The organism is Robiginitalea marina (genome assembly GCF_024006985.1).
In the GTDB taxonomy this organism is placed as follows: Bacteria; Bacteroidota; Bacteroidia; order Flavobacteriales; family Flavobacteriaceae; genus Robiginitalea; species Robiginitalea marina.
Genome location: NZ_JAMXIB010000003.1, coordinates 186,193 through 199,470, shown reverse-complemented (window position 1 = coordinate 199,470; position 13,278 = coordinate 186,193). Strand labels below are relative to the sequence as shown.

Genomic DNA, 13,278 nt, shown 5'->3' with positions numbered 1-13,278 from the left:
TGCAATATTATTTTACGGGGTCCTTCTGACTCAGGGCCAGTGCAATCACGGCCCCGACATCCGGGGTTTCTGAAATTAAAATACGTTCGGTATATTTTCTTGCCGCTGCTGCTGTGGTGGGGCCGATACAATAGGCCACCGCCTTTCCGAAAGGGTTCATGCGGGCATAGCTCTCCACCCCGCTGGGGCTGAAAAAAAGGAGGCCGTCAAAAGCCTGGTCAAAGGCCCTGTGAACCGACCCGGTATTGTAAACCACAACCTCTTCCCAGGGAATGCCCAGGGAATCGAGGGCTTGCGGCAGGGTATCGAGCCTTCGGTTGCCGCAATAGTAGGTGAAGGACCAATCGCGATAACGCTTTTCGATGCGCGTTGCAAGGTCACTGGCAGAGGGGGCTGTTTCCAGCACCCGGACCCCTTTTTCGCCTAACAACGCCGCCGTGGTTTCCCCCACGCAGAGGCAGGGCTTGTCCGACGGGGCTTCCGGCATGTCCTCGGGGAAACACGCCAGCACTGCGTGCTTGCTGCTGAAAATCGCCGCATCCCCTTTTGGGTCATAAGGGGTGGGAAGCAGGGTTATGGCAATGGCATCGTAATCCGTTACCCGCCATCCGGCGGCCATGAGGATTTCGCGATGTGCGCTTCCCAGTTTTCTGGTGGCGAGAAGGGACTTCATCTGGAAAGGCTTTTTTTGACCGCTGCCAGGATAGCCCCCCCGCCGGAGTCCAGGATTTCCCTGGCACATTGCCGACCAAACCCGGCGATGGCATCTGCCTTTGCATCCTTTTCCACCAGGACCTTGTCGGCGCCATCGAGGGAGAAGAGGCCACCCCGAAACCGGATGCGTCCCTGTTCCTCCACGGCGAGGGCGCCGATAGGGGCCGTACAACCCCCCTCCAGTTCCCGGAGGAATTCGCGCTCCACGGCAGTACACCGTTCCGTTTCCGGATCATTCAGCCCCGAAAGGGCTTCAAGGGCATGAGTATCCCCCTCCCGGACCACCACCATCATGGCGCCCTGGGCCGGGGCGGGCAACATCCACTGCAAGGTCGAAAACTGGTCCGGGAGCAGCCCGATGCGCTCCAGGCCGGCTGCCGCGAAAATAGCGGCATCCCAACCGTGATCCGCCAACTTCTGCATGCGGGTATTGACGTTGCCCCTCAGATCGACGATCTCATGCAGGGGGTACCGGTGCAGCCACTGGGCTTTGCGCCTCAGGCTCCCCGTGGCCACCACCCCTTCCGCGTTCAGGAAGTCGAGGCCTTTGTGGACCAGGATATCGAGGGGGTTGGCCCGCTTCAGGACCGCTGCCTGCACAATGCCCTTTGGAAGGGCCGTGGGCACATCCTTCATGGAATGCACCGCAAGGTCGATATCCTTGCGCAGCAGGGCCACATCGAGGGTCTTGGTAAAAATCCCGGTAATCCCCAGTTCATAAAGGGGTTTGTCGAGGATGAGGTCGCCCGTGGATTTGACCGGCATCAATTCCGCATCCTGCCCTCCCGCCTGAAGCAGGGACTGGACCCTGCGGGCCTGCCATAACGCCAATTCACTGTCACGGGTTCCGATCCGGAGCCGTTTGCTCATGGAGTTTCTATTTCTAACTGGAAAACTTTGCGAATCAGTTCCAGGCTTTCTTCGGGATCAATCTCCGAATCTTTCAGGTGATTCGCAAACTGCCGGGTGATTTTGTGAATGATACGGTCAGAAACCTGTCCGGCCTGGAAAGCATCGAAGCCCTCGATTTTGCGGGACTGGAAATCCAGCTCCTCTTCCTGAATGGTTTTGAGTTTCTGCTTCAGCGCCCTGATCACCGGGGCGTACCGCCGGGTTTCCAGCCACTGGTTGAATTCCGAATGCACCGCTTCAATGATGGATTCAGCCAGGGGGATATGCTTTTTCCGCGCTTCAAGGGTGCCATCGGTAATCCGGGATAGCTGGTCGAGGTTTACCAGGGTAATCCCGGCTTGGTTCCCGATTTCGGGGTCCACATTCATGGGGATGGACAAATCCATGACCCATTTGGGCGATCCCGGGGGGATCATGTCCGGGCGGACGGTCGGTTGGGGGGCACCGGTGGCCACAATCAGGATGTCGGCCATCGCAATAGCTTCTTCCAGTTCTTCGTAGGGCCGTACCTTCACGTCGAATTTCCCGCCAACTTCATCTGCCCTGTCGCGGGTGCGGTTGATGAGGGTGATGTGGGGGTTGCGGGTATGTTTGATGAGGTTCTCGCAGGTGTTCCGGCCGATCTTTCCGGTGCCCAGCAGGAGGATCTTGCGCTGGCTGATCTCAGGTACCCGGGCAAGGAGGTACTGGACGGCGGCAAATGCCACAGAGGTGGCCCCGGAGGAAATCCCCGTTTCGTTCTTGATGCGCTTGCTGGCCTGGATGACGGAGTTGCACAGGCGCTCGAGAAACGCGTTGGCCAGGTGTTGCTCCCTTGATTTGATGAAGGCCTTTTTGAGTTGGCTGATGATTTCAAAGTCCCCGAGGATCTGGCTGTCCAGCCCCGACCCTACCCGAAAGAGGTGGGAAATCGCTTCCTGGTCCTGAAATACATAGCCAACCTGATCAAAATCCCCGGGGGTACCGTTGCTGTATTTGCACAAAAGCCTGATCAGGTGTTCGGGGGTAGAAGCAAACCCATAAAGTTCGGTGCGGTTGCAGGTGCTGGTGACCAGCAACCCATCGATGCCTTCCTTCCGCGCCTGTAGCATTAACCGGTCGACTGCTGCATCATCCAAAGCGAATTTCCCCCTCATGGCGGCATCCGCCTTTTGGAAGCTCAGGCCCACGACCAGGAATCGATGGTGTCTCGAAATATGATACTTTTTCATGAACCTCGTTAGGACACCGGCAAAAATAACAGGAATCCCCGGCTAAAAATAACGCTGGAAGTCCAATTTATACCGGTTTGGGTGAAATGTCCAAATAAGGGTCAAATTCCGTAACTTTGTCCAAAAAGCAGGCGTTTTGCGTCAAACAGTTTAGAAGTGTTCTAAATAAAAAGCCTGGAAATCCCATGGAAGTCCCTGAAAAAAATGTCGCTGGCAGTGCGCTTTGTGAACTTGAACTGGAACCTGAGTTCTTCATGCTACAGGCCGCCAATCCCGGGTCTCAGCCCTTAAGGGTGGAGCGCACTGCGGAACGCCAGTTCCTGCAGTTGCATTTCTGCCTGAAAGGGCAGGCCCGCTTTTTGTACAACCAGGGCCGCTACACCATGGAAATCCAGGGAGATCAGTCCATGGTGCTGTACAACCCCAGGACCCCCCTCGATATCCAGTGCGACCTCAGCCCCGACACCTGGTTGGTTTCCATCCTGATGACCATCCGGAAATTCCATTCCCTGTTCACGGCCGAAGCCTCGTACATCCCCTTCCTGAGTCCTGAAAACCGCGATAAAAAGTATTACCAGCAGTATCCGACCAGCCCCGGGATCTCGGTAGTTTTGAGCCAGCTTTGGAACGAGCACACCCATCCGTCGGCCAGCCTCCTGTATTCCCGGGCAAAGGTTTACGAGTTGCTCTCCCTGTATTTCAACCGGAACCCTGAATCGGATTCGGAACAATGTCCATTTCTGGTCGACGAGGAAAATATCCGGAGGATCCGGCTGGCCAAGGAAATCATTATCCAACGGATGGCCGAACCCCCGGGCCTGCAGGAACTGGCCGATGAAATTGGCCTTAGCCTCAAAAAACTCAAGGAAGGCTTCCGGCAAATCTATGGGGATTCCGTGTACAGTTTCCTTTTCGATTACAAAATGGAAACCGCCCGAAAAATGCTGGAAACGGGGAAATACAACGTGAATGAGGTAGGGCTGAAAGTAGGTTACAGCACGGCAAGCCACTTTATTGCCGCGTTCCGGAAAAAATACAATACTACCCCAAAAAAATATACGCTGTCGCTGGCCCGTCAGCGGTCCTGAATACAGAAAACTCCTAACCTTAAAAGAAAGATCCCAACACCTCCCTCCATGAAGCTATTCCCATCCCTCTTTTCCGCCTCCATTTTGCTGTTCTTCGGCCTTTCTGCAGCCTGCTCCCAGTCAGGGGGAAACACGGACCATGTGGCCGAAACCGACAAGCGCATCCTGGTATATTCCCAAACCAACGGGTACCGCCACCAATCCATCGAAAAGGGGGTAGCCACCCTGAGGGATCTCGCCCGGACCGCAGGCCTTTCCCTGGACCACACCGAAGATTCCCTGCAGTTTAATCCGAAGAATCTTTCCGGTTACGGGCTGGTCATCTTCCTGAGCACCACAGGGGACGTCCTGGGTCCGGAACAGGAAGAAGCCTTCCGCGGGTTTATCCGGGGAGGCGGGGCCTTCATGGGGATTCATGCAGCCACGGACACGGAATACGACTGGCCCTGGTACGGCGGGTTGGTAGGGGCCTGGTTCCACAGCCACCCGGAACAACAACGGGCGCGTTTGGAAGTGGTGCCCCCAGGCCACCCGTCCACAGCGCACCTGGGCGATTCCTGGGAACACTTTGACGAATGGTACAATTTCAGGGACATCCAACCCGGGTTGCAAGTGGTACTCCGGCTCGATGAAAGCAGCTACCAGGGAGGGAACCACGGGGAGGACCACCCCATAGCCTGGTACCGCGAATACGAGGGGGGAAGGTCCTTCTACACCGGTTTGGGCCACACAGAGGCTGCATATGACGACCCGGATTTCCAAAAGCACTTGCTGGGGGGCATCCGGTTTTGCCTGGGGTTGCCCTGATCAGGAGCGTCCCAGGAGTTGCCCCAGGGCGGCATAGCTGATCATCAGCCCGGAAAGCACCATAAACAGGAGCAGGAGCAATCGAAACCCCTGGGAGGAAATCCTTCCGAGAAACTGCTTGCCCAGGATATTTCCGACCACCGCCCCCAGGCCCAGGACGAGGCCATAGGCCCAGTATGGGCCGGAGAGGATCCCAAAAAAAGTATACGCCCCAACCTGTGCCAGGCCGGTAAAGAAGGAGTTTGCCGTTTTGGTTGCGATCAGGGATTCCTTCTGCAGGCCGGCATTCAGGTAAAACGGGTTGAGCACTGGCCCAATGGCCCCTACCAGGGTTCCCAGAATGGCCGTAACAAAGCCCAGCGGGGCAAACCAGGGGGCGGGCATTTCAAAGGAGCGTTCCCTTTGCCCGAAACGGAACTGGAAGAGGGCGCTGACCAGGAAAAGCCCAATAAGCAGTTGAAGCCAGGGGAGTTGCATGGTGCCGAAAACCCACGATCCGACCCAGGCCCCTGCCATGGCCGGAAACGCATAATAGGCGCATAATTTCCATTGGATGTGCTTCCAGTACAACAGCAACCGGGCCGGGCGACCGATGAAATTCCCCAGGTTTGCCACCGGGGCCGTCGCCCCGGCCCCCAGGAAGGCATTCAATACGGGAAGCATCAGCAGGGCCCCTCCCCCGCCTGCAAGGGTTGAGAACACAAAGGCAATAACCCCAAGCAAAAAGAGCGCTGCCAGGTGCCAGGGGTTTACCCCCGCGACCAGTTCTGCGATAAACGTGGTTTCCGCCATTCCGGTCTGGGTTTAAGGGAATGGTTGCAGCGGACGGGCGACCATGATCCCCGTAAGGCCGCGAACTTTTTGCAGGTAGGCAGCAAGGGGCTCCTCCGTGATCATGACCTGCCCCAGGGTGGAGGCATGCAGCAAGTGGATCCGGCCGTCCGGAAGGCGCAGGGCTATTCCGGTATGGGTGACATCCAGGCCGGGAATGTCTGTGGCCAGGGCAATGATATCCCCATCCGTCAGGTCCGGTTCCCATGCAGCTATCTCATTTACCGGCAGTACATAAACCGGGATATCCCGGAGGTCCTTTTCCATTTGCAGGATCTGGGCATAACTTTCTTCCCGGGCAAGCAAAGGGTAGCGCTCCCGGTGGGTGCCCATGAAATCAATCGTTTTGGAAACCAACACGCCCCCCAGGTCAGCCGTGACGTTTGCAACAAGTCCCTTGCGCGCATTGTCGTGGATCCATTCGCTGAAATAATGAAGGCGGGAGGCATACCCCGCCCTTTCCCCGCCCCGGTACCGGACCTCTTCCAGGGCCTGCAGGTAAGCCTCCCAATCCGTCTGCCCCAGGACCTGCATACGCCCCAACACCAGGGCATTCTCCACAAAGGTGGTACAGTCCAGCCCCGAGAAATTGACCACCAGGGGTTCCTCTTCCGACACTTCAAGGGTATTGGCCGTGTATGGGGTGCCCAGCAACGCCTGCCCTGCCATTACGGTGGCCCGGCCCACGGGGAAGCCTTTGTTTGGCGGCAGGTCACGCAACAGGCGATCGAAAGCCTGGCGGTCATCAGGGCTGCAGGAGACGGCCGGAGGCTGTCCCCAAAGGCCTTCGCCAATGAGCAGGCAGGTAAAGAGCAACAGGCGAATCATACCATTTGGCAGTTTGTGTAAAAATAACGGAAACTGCGAACTAAGGGGCACCTTTCGCATCCCCATTGATCAGGATCCTTTGGTGCGCTATACTTTCGGGATAGTTTTCCTGGAGGAAAGCAATGAGCTTCTCGCGGACATGGACCCGTAGCTCCCAGGCCCTGCCAGAATCCGGGGCGCTTACCGTGGCCCTGATTTCGACATATTCGGCCCTGGAATCGGTGACCTGGATATTGGCAACCTCCCCGTCCCACTGGTCGGCAGCGGCAACAATGCGGTGGAGCTCTTCCCTAAGGGCATCGAAAGGCACCGTATAATCGGTATAGATAAAAACCGTTCCAAGCAGGTCCGTGGAAGATCTGGTCCAGTTCTGGAATGGCTTTTCTATAAAGTAGGTGGTCGGCAGCACCAGCCTGCGCTTGTCCCAAATCCGGACCACCACGAAGGTAAGGGTAATCTCCTCCACCCGGCCCCATTCCCCTTCCACGACCACCACATCGTCGAGGCGGATGGGCTGGGTAATGGCCACCTGGATCCCGGCCAGGATGGTGGCAATGAGTTTTTGTGCCGAAAATCCTACAATGATCCCGGCCACCCCGGCAGAGGCGAAGATGCTCACCCCCACCTCGCGGATGCTATCAAAACTCATAAGGGCCGCCCCGATAGCCAGGACCACAACAATAAACACAAAGATTCGCTCCAGGATATTGAACTGGGTAAAGACAATCCGGGCCCTCAGGTTGTCATCGCCATCGATGTCGTACCGGGCGATCAACAACTTTTTCACAATCCCCAGCGCCCTGATAATCAACCAGGCAAAAGCAGCAATAAAAAGCAGGGTACTCGCCCTTCGGAAATACACCCCAAAGGATTCCATCCCGAGCAGGTTGCGAAGCGATTCCATCCTGAGGAAAAGCGAAAAAAGCACCAGTACCAGGGGCCAGGCCACTTTTCGGATGGAGTCTGAGGGCAATAAATACTTAGGGTGTTTTCCAAAATGCCGCAACACGGCGCCGATGGCGATATAGGCGCCAATCATCAAAAGCAGGGTCAGGCTGAGGTAAAAAATCGAACGCTGGGTCGGATCAGGGAAAAGCTGGTCTGCCATAGGGAAACCTTTTTACCCCTTTAAAGTACTAATTTCTAAAGTTAGGGGCCCCGAAACTGCCGGAAATTGGTTTTTCTTATGGACCTATAATGGAATCCGTGAGGTTCCCGATGGCTTTCTTGCCCATGAACGTGTATTTTTGCCATACCTTCAAACAACCTGATCCTAAAAACAGAACCCCTGCCATGAAAGGTGTATTACTGGTTAACCTGGGCTCCCCGGACAGCCCCACCCCGAAAGATGTAAAACCTTACCTCGATGAATTCCTGATGGATGAAAGGGTTATCGATGCCCCCAAGTGGCTTAGGAACATCCTGGTAAGGGGGATCATTCTGCAAACCCGCCCCAAACGCTCAGCCAAAGCGTACCAGAAAATCTGGTGGGAGGAGGGTTCCCCCCTCATTGTTATCTCCAACCGCTTCCTGGAAAAAGTAAGGGAACAAACCAGGCTCCCTGTGGCGCTGGGGATGCGGTACGGGTCGGGATCCATCGAAGAGGGGTTGAACGAATTAAATGAAAAGGGGGTGGATGAGGTGTTGCTGGTGCCCCTTTACCCGCACTATGCCATGAGTTCCTATGAAACCGTGGTGGTCAAGGCCCTGGAGGTGCAGGCAGCGAAATTTCCGCACATGCACGTAACCACCATGCCGGCCTTTTACAGCAACAAGGACTACATCAGGGTGCTTGCGGGCGCTATTGCCGAAGGCCTTAAAGGATTTGACTACGACCATGTGCTGTTCTCCTACCATGGCATCCCGGAAAGGCATATCCGCAAATCGGACCCGACCCGCTTCCACTGCAAAATTGACGGCCAATGCTGCCAGACCAACTCCGTGGCCCATTATACCTGCTATCGCCACCAGTGCTACGATACCACGGAACTGGTGAAACAGGCCCTTGATTTGCCGGAGGACAAGGTGAGTTCCTCCTTCCAGAGCCGACTGGCCGGCGATCCGTGGCTAAAACCGTATACCGACTATGAATTCGAACGCCTGGCCAAAGAAGGCAAGGCCCGGTTGGCGGTAATTACCCCGGCTTTTGTAAGCGATTGCCTGGAAACCCTGGAGGAAATTGCCATGGAAGGCGAAGAGGAGTTCCTGGAAGCCGGCGGAAAAGAGTACCGGCATATCCCCTGCCTGAACGACCGGGGCGAATGGGTGGCCCTGATGGGGAAATGGATCGGGGAATGGGCCTCCACCGGGGCACTGCCGGCCTGAACCCGAAATGCGTCGAACCTTCAGGCGACAAACTAGTTGGATTGCCGTGGTTCCTGTGCCGGTACCCGGAAAATCGAACCCTTAAATTTCCAATGGCCTGAAAGGTTTTTTCAGCCTTCTTGGGTAATTTGGATTTGGGGGGGCGGGGGTGCCCCAACCGCCTTATGCAATCTGAAAAATCCTCAGAAGCCCCCTCCCCCCCGGACCTCCCTGCCGACCCGGTGATACAATTCCGGGTTCTGCCCTGAATTCTTTACCTTTAAACGGTACACAATTACTTACTCCCATGAAACACGTTCCCGCAATCTGCTTGCTGTTTATAGCCGGGTTTTCCCTGCTATCCGCCCAGGACCGAATCACCGGAAACCTTAAGGCCTCCCGTTCTCCTGTACTTGCCCAAAACGGGATGGTCGCTACCAGCCACCCCCTGGCCACGCAGGTGGGGCTGGATATCCTGAAGAAAGGGGGAACGGCCGTAGATGCCGCCATTGCCGCCAATGCGGCCCTTGGCCTCATGGAACCCACGGGATCTGGGATTGGGGGCGATCTTTTTGCCATAGTCTGGGATTCAAAAACACAAAAGCTTTATGGCCTGAATGCCAGTGGCCGGTCGCCCAAAGCCCTGTCGCTCGATTATTTCAGGAAGGAAGGCCTGGAGAAAATCCCGTCACACGGGCCGCTGCCGGTAAGCGTCCCCGGGGCGGTAAGCGGCTGGTTTGCCCTGCACGAAAAATTCGGGACCCTCCCCATGGCAGACCTTTTGGAGCCGGCCATCACCTATGCGGAAAAGGGGTTTCCACTCACACAACTCATCGCCTGGTATATGGGGAATTCCATTCCTTTTTTCGAGCGCCAGGGCTTTCCGAACATCCGGGAAACGTATATCGCCCAAAATGGGGGCCGGCTCCCGGGCGAAGGAGAAATCTACCGGAACCCATTCCTGGCCAACACCTATCGCGCCATTGCCCGGGGCGGGCGCGATGCCTTCTACAACGGTGCGATCGCCAAAACCATGGCAGATTTCATCCAATCCCAGGGGGGCTTTCTTTCCGTGGAGGACCTTGCCACCCATACCGCAGAATGGGTGACCCCGGTTTCAGTAAATTACAGGGGGTACGATGTTTGGGAATTGCCCCCCAACGGGCAGGGAATTGCGGCCCTGCAGATGCTGCAAATCCTGGAGGGTTTTGATTTTTCCAATATTCCATTCGGCAGTCCCCAGCACCTGCATCTGTTTACGGAAGCCAAAAAACTGGCCTTCGAAGACCGGGCCAAATATTACGCAGACCCCGATTTTGCCGACGTACCGGTGGAAACCCTCCTGTCCGATGCCTATGCCGAAAGCCGCCGGTCCCTGATCTCGGAAAGGGCCGGAAAGTATGAGGCCGGGGAAATCAGTGCCGGGGAAACCATCTACATGACCACCGCTGACCGGTTTGGCAATATGGTCTCCCTGATCCAGAGCAATTATCGTGGCATGGGCTCAGGGATGGTCCCCCCTGGCCTTGGCTTCATGCTGCAGGACCGGGGCGAGTTGTTCAGCCTCAAAGAGGGGCAGGCAAACACCTTTGCCCCTGGGAAGCGCCCTTTCCACACCATTATCCCGGCTTTTATCACCCGCGACGGGAAGCCCTGGGTGAGCTTTGGGGTGATGGGCGGGGATTTCCAGCCGCAGGGGCATTCCCAGATCGTGATGAACCTGATCGATTTCGGGATGAACCTGCAGGAAGCCGGAGATGCCCCCCGCTGGGACCATACCGGGGGATCGAGCCCGACCGGGGAAACCGGGGGCACCGGGGCCATACGCATTGAATCCGGGATCCCTTATGAAACGGTAAGGGACCTGATGGACCGCGGGCACCAGGTACGGTTTGCCCGGGGGGTCTACGGGGGGTACCAGGCCATTCTGTGGGATTCAGCCCAAAAGGTCTACCATGGGGCCTCTGAAAGCCGTAAAGACGGACAGGCCGCCGGGTACTGATCAGGAATAATTTAACCCCCCATGTTATTTTGTGGCGTCGGCGGATACCCTAGCTTTGTAACCCATCCCAATCGATAAATGTCCAGAGTCCGCTCAGAACAACTCGGCACCCAACCCATTGGCAAACTGCTGGTCCAACAGGCCGTCCCGGCCTCCATAGGTATCCTGGTGATGAGCCTGAACATCCTTGTGGACACCGTCTTTGTAGGCAACTGGATAGGCTCCATCGCTATTGCCGCTATCAATGTGGTGCTCCCGGTGTCGTTTTTTATCGCTGCCCTGGGGATGGCCATCGGGATCGGCGGGAGCAGCATTATTTCCAGGGCCCTTGGGGCAGAAAACAGGGAGAAAGCCCTGAAAACCTTTGGGAACCAAATTACCCTTACGGTACTGGTCACCTGCGCCATGGTGGCGCTGGGGCTCTATTATGTGGATGACCTCATCCCCGCCTTTGGGGGGAGGGGGGCCATTTTTGAGCCTGCCCGGGTATATTACACCGTCGTGCTCTACGGAGTCCCCTTTCTCGCGCTCTGCATGATGGGAAATACCGTCATCAGGGCGGAAGGCAAACCCCGCTTTGCCATGATCGCCATGATCATCCCTTCCGTGGGGAACCTCGTCATGGACTATGTCTTTATCTATGTGCTGGATTGGGGCATGCACGGGGCTGCCTGGGCAACCACGGGGGGATATTTGCTTTGTTTCGGCTACATCGCCTGGTTTTTCCTTTCGCGGAATTCGGAATTGAAGATCACCTGGCACCATTTCGGATTAAGCGCCTACCTGTTGAAGGAAATCGGGGGCCTGGGCTTTGTGACCCTGGCGAGGCAGGCCGTAACCTCGGTGACCTACCTGCTAATGAACAACATCCTCTTCGACCTGGGCGGGGAACCTATGGTGGCCGTATACGCCATTATCGGGCGGATGCTGATGTTCGCCCTGTTCCCCGTTTTCGGGGTTACACAGGGATTCCTACCCATTGCGGGGTACAATTACGGGGCCCGCTTTTACGGACGGGTAAAGGAATCGATTTACACCGCCATAAAATACGCGGCGCTGGTAGCCACCCTGGTGTTCGTGGTCCTGATGGTGTTCCCGGGTGAGATCGCCGGATTGTTTCTGAGCAGTCGGCCCGATCTTCCGGCCGGGGAGCTCGCCACCAATGCCTATGTGCTCGACCATACCCCTACAGCCATGCGATGGGTTTTTGCAGCCACGCCGATTATCGCCTTGCAGCTGATTGGCGCCGCTTATTTCCAGGCCATTGGAAAAGCCATCCCCGCCCTCTTGCTTACCCTGACGCGGCAGGGGTTCTTTTTTATCCCCCTGATTTTGATCCTACCCCTTATTTGGGGGGAAACAGGCGTTTGGATCAGCTTTGCCATCGCCGACGTGCTGTCTACCCTGGTTACGGGATACTACCTGAGGAAGGAAATTAAAAGGGACCTGGACCCTGCCCTTGGGGTTACTCTCTGACCCATTTCAATACCGTTTCCACCGGGAGTGCCTCCACCCGCGCTCCCCCGTTCCCCTCCATGGTCGACGCAGCAAACAAGGCATTCCAGATAGCCTCTTCCGTGGCTTCCGCCGCAGCGAGGAATAACGGGGACATGTAATCATTATGGAGCGTGAGGGTTTTCAGCAACATGGAATCGGGCGTATGGGCCACCCTGTTTTCCGGTGCAGTGGAAACAGCAACCACATAGTCGCCGCTGCCATTGGAAGCAATGCCCCCGGTACGCGCCAGGCCCAACATACACCGTTTGGCCAGTCTTTTGAGGTTCCGGGCGTCTAACGGGGCATCAGTCAGGACTACAATCATGCAGGAACCGTCCGTGTCTTCCCGGTAACTGTCGGGGACCTTGTCCAAAGCCCTGGCAAGGTTTATCCCGTTCAGGGTCAGGATACCCCCGAAATTGGCCTGCACCAGCACCCCAACCGTATAGCCCCCGGCCTTCGCGGGGACCCTTCGGGACGAGGTCCCAATCCCCCCTTTATACCCAAAGGCCACCGTCCCGGTGCCCGCACCCACATTGCCTTCGGCCACCGGGCCCGGAGCGGCCTTGTGGATGGCTTCCAAAACGTGCTCCGGCGTCACATGGCTCCCCCGGATATCGTTCAACCTCCCGTCATTGGTTTCCCCGACCAGGGCATTTACGGATCCCACGGTTTCATTCCCGGGTTGGTCCAGAGTATAGCGGATGAGGCCTTCCATGGCTGCGGATACGCTCAGGGTATTGGTGAGAACGATGGGGGTTTCGACGGTGCCCAGTTCCTCCACCTGGCTATACCCGGCGAGTTTTCCAAAACCGTTGCCGATATAGATCGCCGCCGGCACCTTTTCCCGGAACAGGTTTCCGGGATGGGGTACGATAGCGGTGACCCCGGTGCGGACGGAATCGCCCAAAATCAGGGTCGTGTGGCCCACTTTAACCCCGGGCACGTCGGTAATGGCATTCAGGGGTCCGGGCGGCAATACCCCCAGTTCGATCCCGTATGCACGGATTCTTTTACTTTGGCTATGGGCTTCGGACATGAAAATAAGGCTGACTAAAACAAAAAGGTAACTGACACGCATGGG

General features: G+C 56.6%; 12 protein-coding genes. 5 read left to right on the top strand and 7 right to left on the bottom strand.

Annotation, left to right across the window (positions count from 1 at the left end; translation table 11 throughout):
* Positions 1–7 precede the first annotated feature (7 nt).
* Genes NG653_RS05540 through hemA form a run of 3 tightly spaced genes read right to left on the bottom strand, consistent with a single transcriptional unit; the run spans position 8 to position 2,837 of the window.
* Positions 8–673, bottom strand: a complete 666-nt coding sequence (locus NG653_RS05540) for a uroporphyrinogen-III synthase (RefSeq protein WP_252740685.1) — start codon at positions 671–673, stop codon at positions 8–10.
* Positions 670–1,584, bottom strand: a complete 915-nt coding sequence (gene hemC / locus NG653_RS05535) for a hydroxymethylbilane synthase (protein ID WP_252740684.1) — start codon at positions 1,582–1,584, stop codon at positions 670–672. The genes NG653_RS05540 and hemC overlap by 4 nt, the downstream gene beginning before the upstream one ends.
* Positions 1,581–2,837, bottom strand: a complete 1,257-nt coding sequence (gene hemA, locus NG653_RS05530; protein ID WP_252740683.1) for a glutamyl-tRNA reductase — start codon at positions 2,835–2,837, stop codon at positions 1,581–1,583. Before hemA ends, hemC begins: the two co-directional genes overlap by 4 nt.
* A 185-nt stretch (positions 2,838–3,022) precedes the next feature.
* Here hemA and NG653_RS05525 point away from each other — a divergent pair, with 185 nt between their 5' ends.
* Positions 3,023–3,925, top strand: a complete 903-nt coding sequence (locus tag NG653_RS05525; protein ID WP_252740682.1) for a helix-turn-helix domain-containing protein — start codon at positions 3,023–3,025, stop codon at positions 3,923–3,925.
* Between the two features lie 48 nt (positions 3,926–3,973).
* Entirely contained in the window at positions 3,974–4,732 is a 759-nt protein-coding gene (locus NG653_RS05520) for a ThuA domain-containing protein (protein ID WP_252740681.1), read from the top strand.
* Here NG653_RS05520 and NG653_RS05515 read toward each other — a convergent pair whose 3' ends face one another.
* From NG653_RS05515 to NG653_RS05505, 3 genes are read right to left on the bottom strand one after another with little or no spacing between them, the layout of a single operon-like run.
* The gene (locus NG653_RS05515; protein WP_252740680.1) at positions 4,733–5,524 is read right to left on the bottom strand and encodes a sulfite exporter TauE/SafE family protein; all 792 of its coding nucleotides are present in this window, start codon (positions 5,522–5,524) and stop codon (positions 4,733–4,735) included.
* 12 nt (positions 5,525–5,536) lie between these two features.
* Positions 5,537–6,391, bottom strand: coding sequence for an N-acetylmuramoyl-L-alanine amidase-like domain-containing protein (locus NG653_RS05510; RefSeq protein ID WP_252740679.1), 855 nt, complete (start codon positions 6,389–6,391; stop codon positions 5,537–5,539).
* A 40-nt stretch (positions 6,392–6,431) separates the two neighbouring features.
* Complete coding sequence (locus NG653_RS05505; protein WP_252740678.1) at positions 6,432–7,499, bottom strand: mechanosensitive ion channel family protein; 1,068 nt, start codon at positions 7,497–7,499, stop codon at positions 6,432–6,434.
* A 185-nt stretch (positions 7,500–7,684) separates the two neighbouring features.
* Here NG653_RS05505 and hemH point away from each other — a divergent pair, with 185 nt between their 5' ends.
* From hemH to NG653_RS05490, 3 genes are all read left to right on the top strand, one after another.
* The gene (gene hemH, locus NG653_RS05500) at positions 7,685–8,716 is read left to right on the top strand and encodes a ferrochelatase (protein ID WP_252740677.1); all 1,032 of its coding nucleotides are present in this window, start codon (positions 7,685–7,687) and stop codon (positions 8,714–8,716) included.
* Between the two features lie 286 nt (positions 8,717–9,002).
* On the top strand, positions 9,003–10,697 hold the full coding sequence (ggt, locus tag NG653_RS05495) for a gamma-glutamyltransferase (protein ID WP_252740676.1): 1,695 nt from the start codon (positions 9,003–9,005) through the stop codon (positions 10,695–10,697).
* 78 nt (positions 10,698–10,775) lie between these two features.
* Entirely contained in the window at positions 10,776–12,173 is a 1,398-nt protein-coding gene (locus tag NG653_RS05490) for an MATE family efflux transporter (RefSeq protein ID WP_252740675.1), read from the top strand.
* On the opposite strand, the gene NG653_RS05485 is transcribed toward NG653_RS05490, so the two are convergent.
* Positions 12,163–13,275, bottom strand: a complete 1,113-nt coding sequence (locus NG653_RS05485) for a DmpA family aminopeptidase (RefSeq protein ID WP_252740674.1) — start codon at positions 13,273–13,275, stop codon at positions 12,163–12,165. The genes NG653_RS05490 and NG653_RS05485 overlap by 11 nt on opposite strands.
* Positions 13,276–13,278 lie beyond the last annotated feature (3 nt).

Bases quoted from the DNA above. Each gene is read 5' to 3' on its own strand.
- NG653_RS05540 (WP_252740685.1), bottom strand. From the start codon at position 673: ATGAAGTCCCTTCTCGCCACCAGAAAACTGGGAAGCGCACATCGCGAA.
- hemC (WP_252740684.1), bottom strand. From the start codon at position 1,584: ATGAGCAAACGGCTCCGGATCGGAACCCGTGACAGTGAATTGGCGTTA.
- hemA (WP_252740683.1), bottom strand. From the start codon at position 2,837: ATGAAAAAGTATCATATTTCGAGACACCATCGATTCCTGGTCGTGGGC.
- NG653_RS05525 (WP_252740682.1), top strand. From the start codon at position 3,023: ATGGAAGTCCCTGAAAAAAATGTCGCTGGCAGTGCGCTTTGTGAACTT.
- NG653_RS05520 (WP_252740681.1), top strand. From the start codon at position 3,974: ATGAAGCTATTCCCATCCCTCTTTTCCGCCTCCATTTTGCTGTTCTTC.
- NG653_RS05515 (WP_252740680.1), bottom strand. From the start codon at position 5,524: ATGGCGGAAACCACGTTTATCGCAGAACTGGTCGCGGGGGTAAACCCC.
- NG653_RS05510 (WP_252740679.1), bottom strand. From the start codon at position 6,391: ATGATTCGCCTGTTGCTCTTTACCTGCCTGCTCATTGGCGAAGGCCTT.
- NG653_RS05505 (WP_252740678.1), bottom strand. From the start codon at position 7,499: ATGGCAGACCAGCTTTTCCCTGATCCGACCCAGCGTTCGATTTTTTAC.
- hemH (WP_252740677.1), top strand. From the start codon at position 7,685: ATGAAAGGTGTATTACTGGTTAACCTGGGCTCCCCGGACAGCCCCACC.
- ggt (WP_252740676.1), top strand. From the start codon at position 9,003: ATGAAACACGTTCCCGCAATCTGCTTGCTGTTTATAGCCGGGTTTTCC.
- NG653_RS05490 (WP_252740675.1), top strand. From the start codon at position 10,776: ATGTCCAGAGTCCGCTCAGAACAACTCGGCACCCAACCCATTGGCAAA.
- NG653_RS05485 (WP_252740674.1), bottom strand. From the start codon at position 13,275: ATGCGTGTCAGTTACCTTTTTGTTTTAGTCAGCCTTATTTTCATGTCC.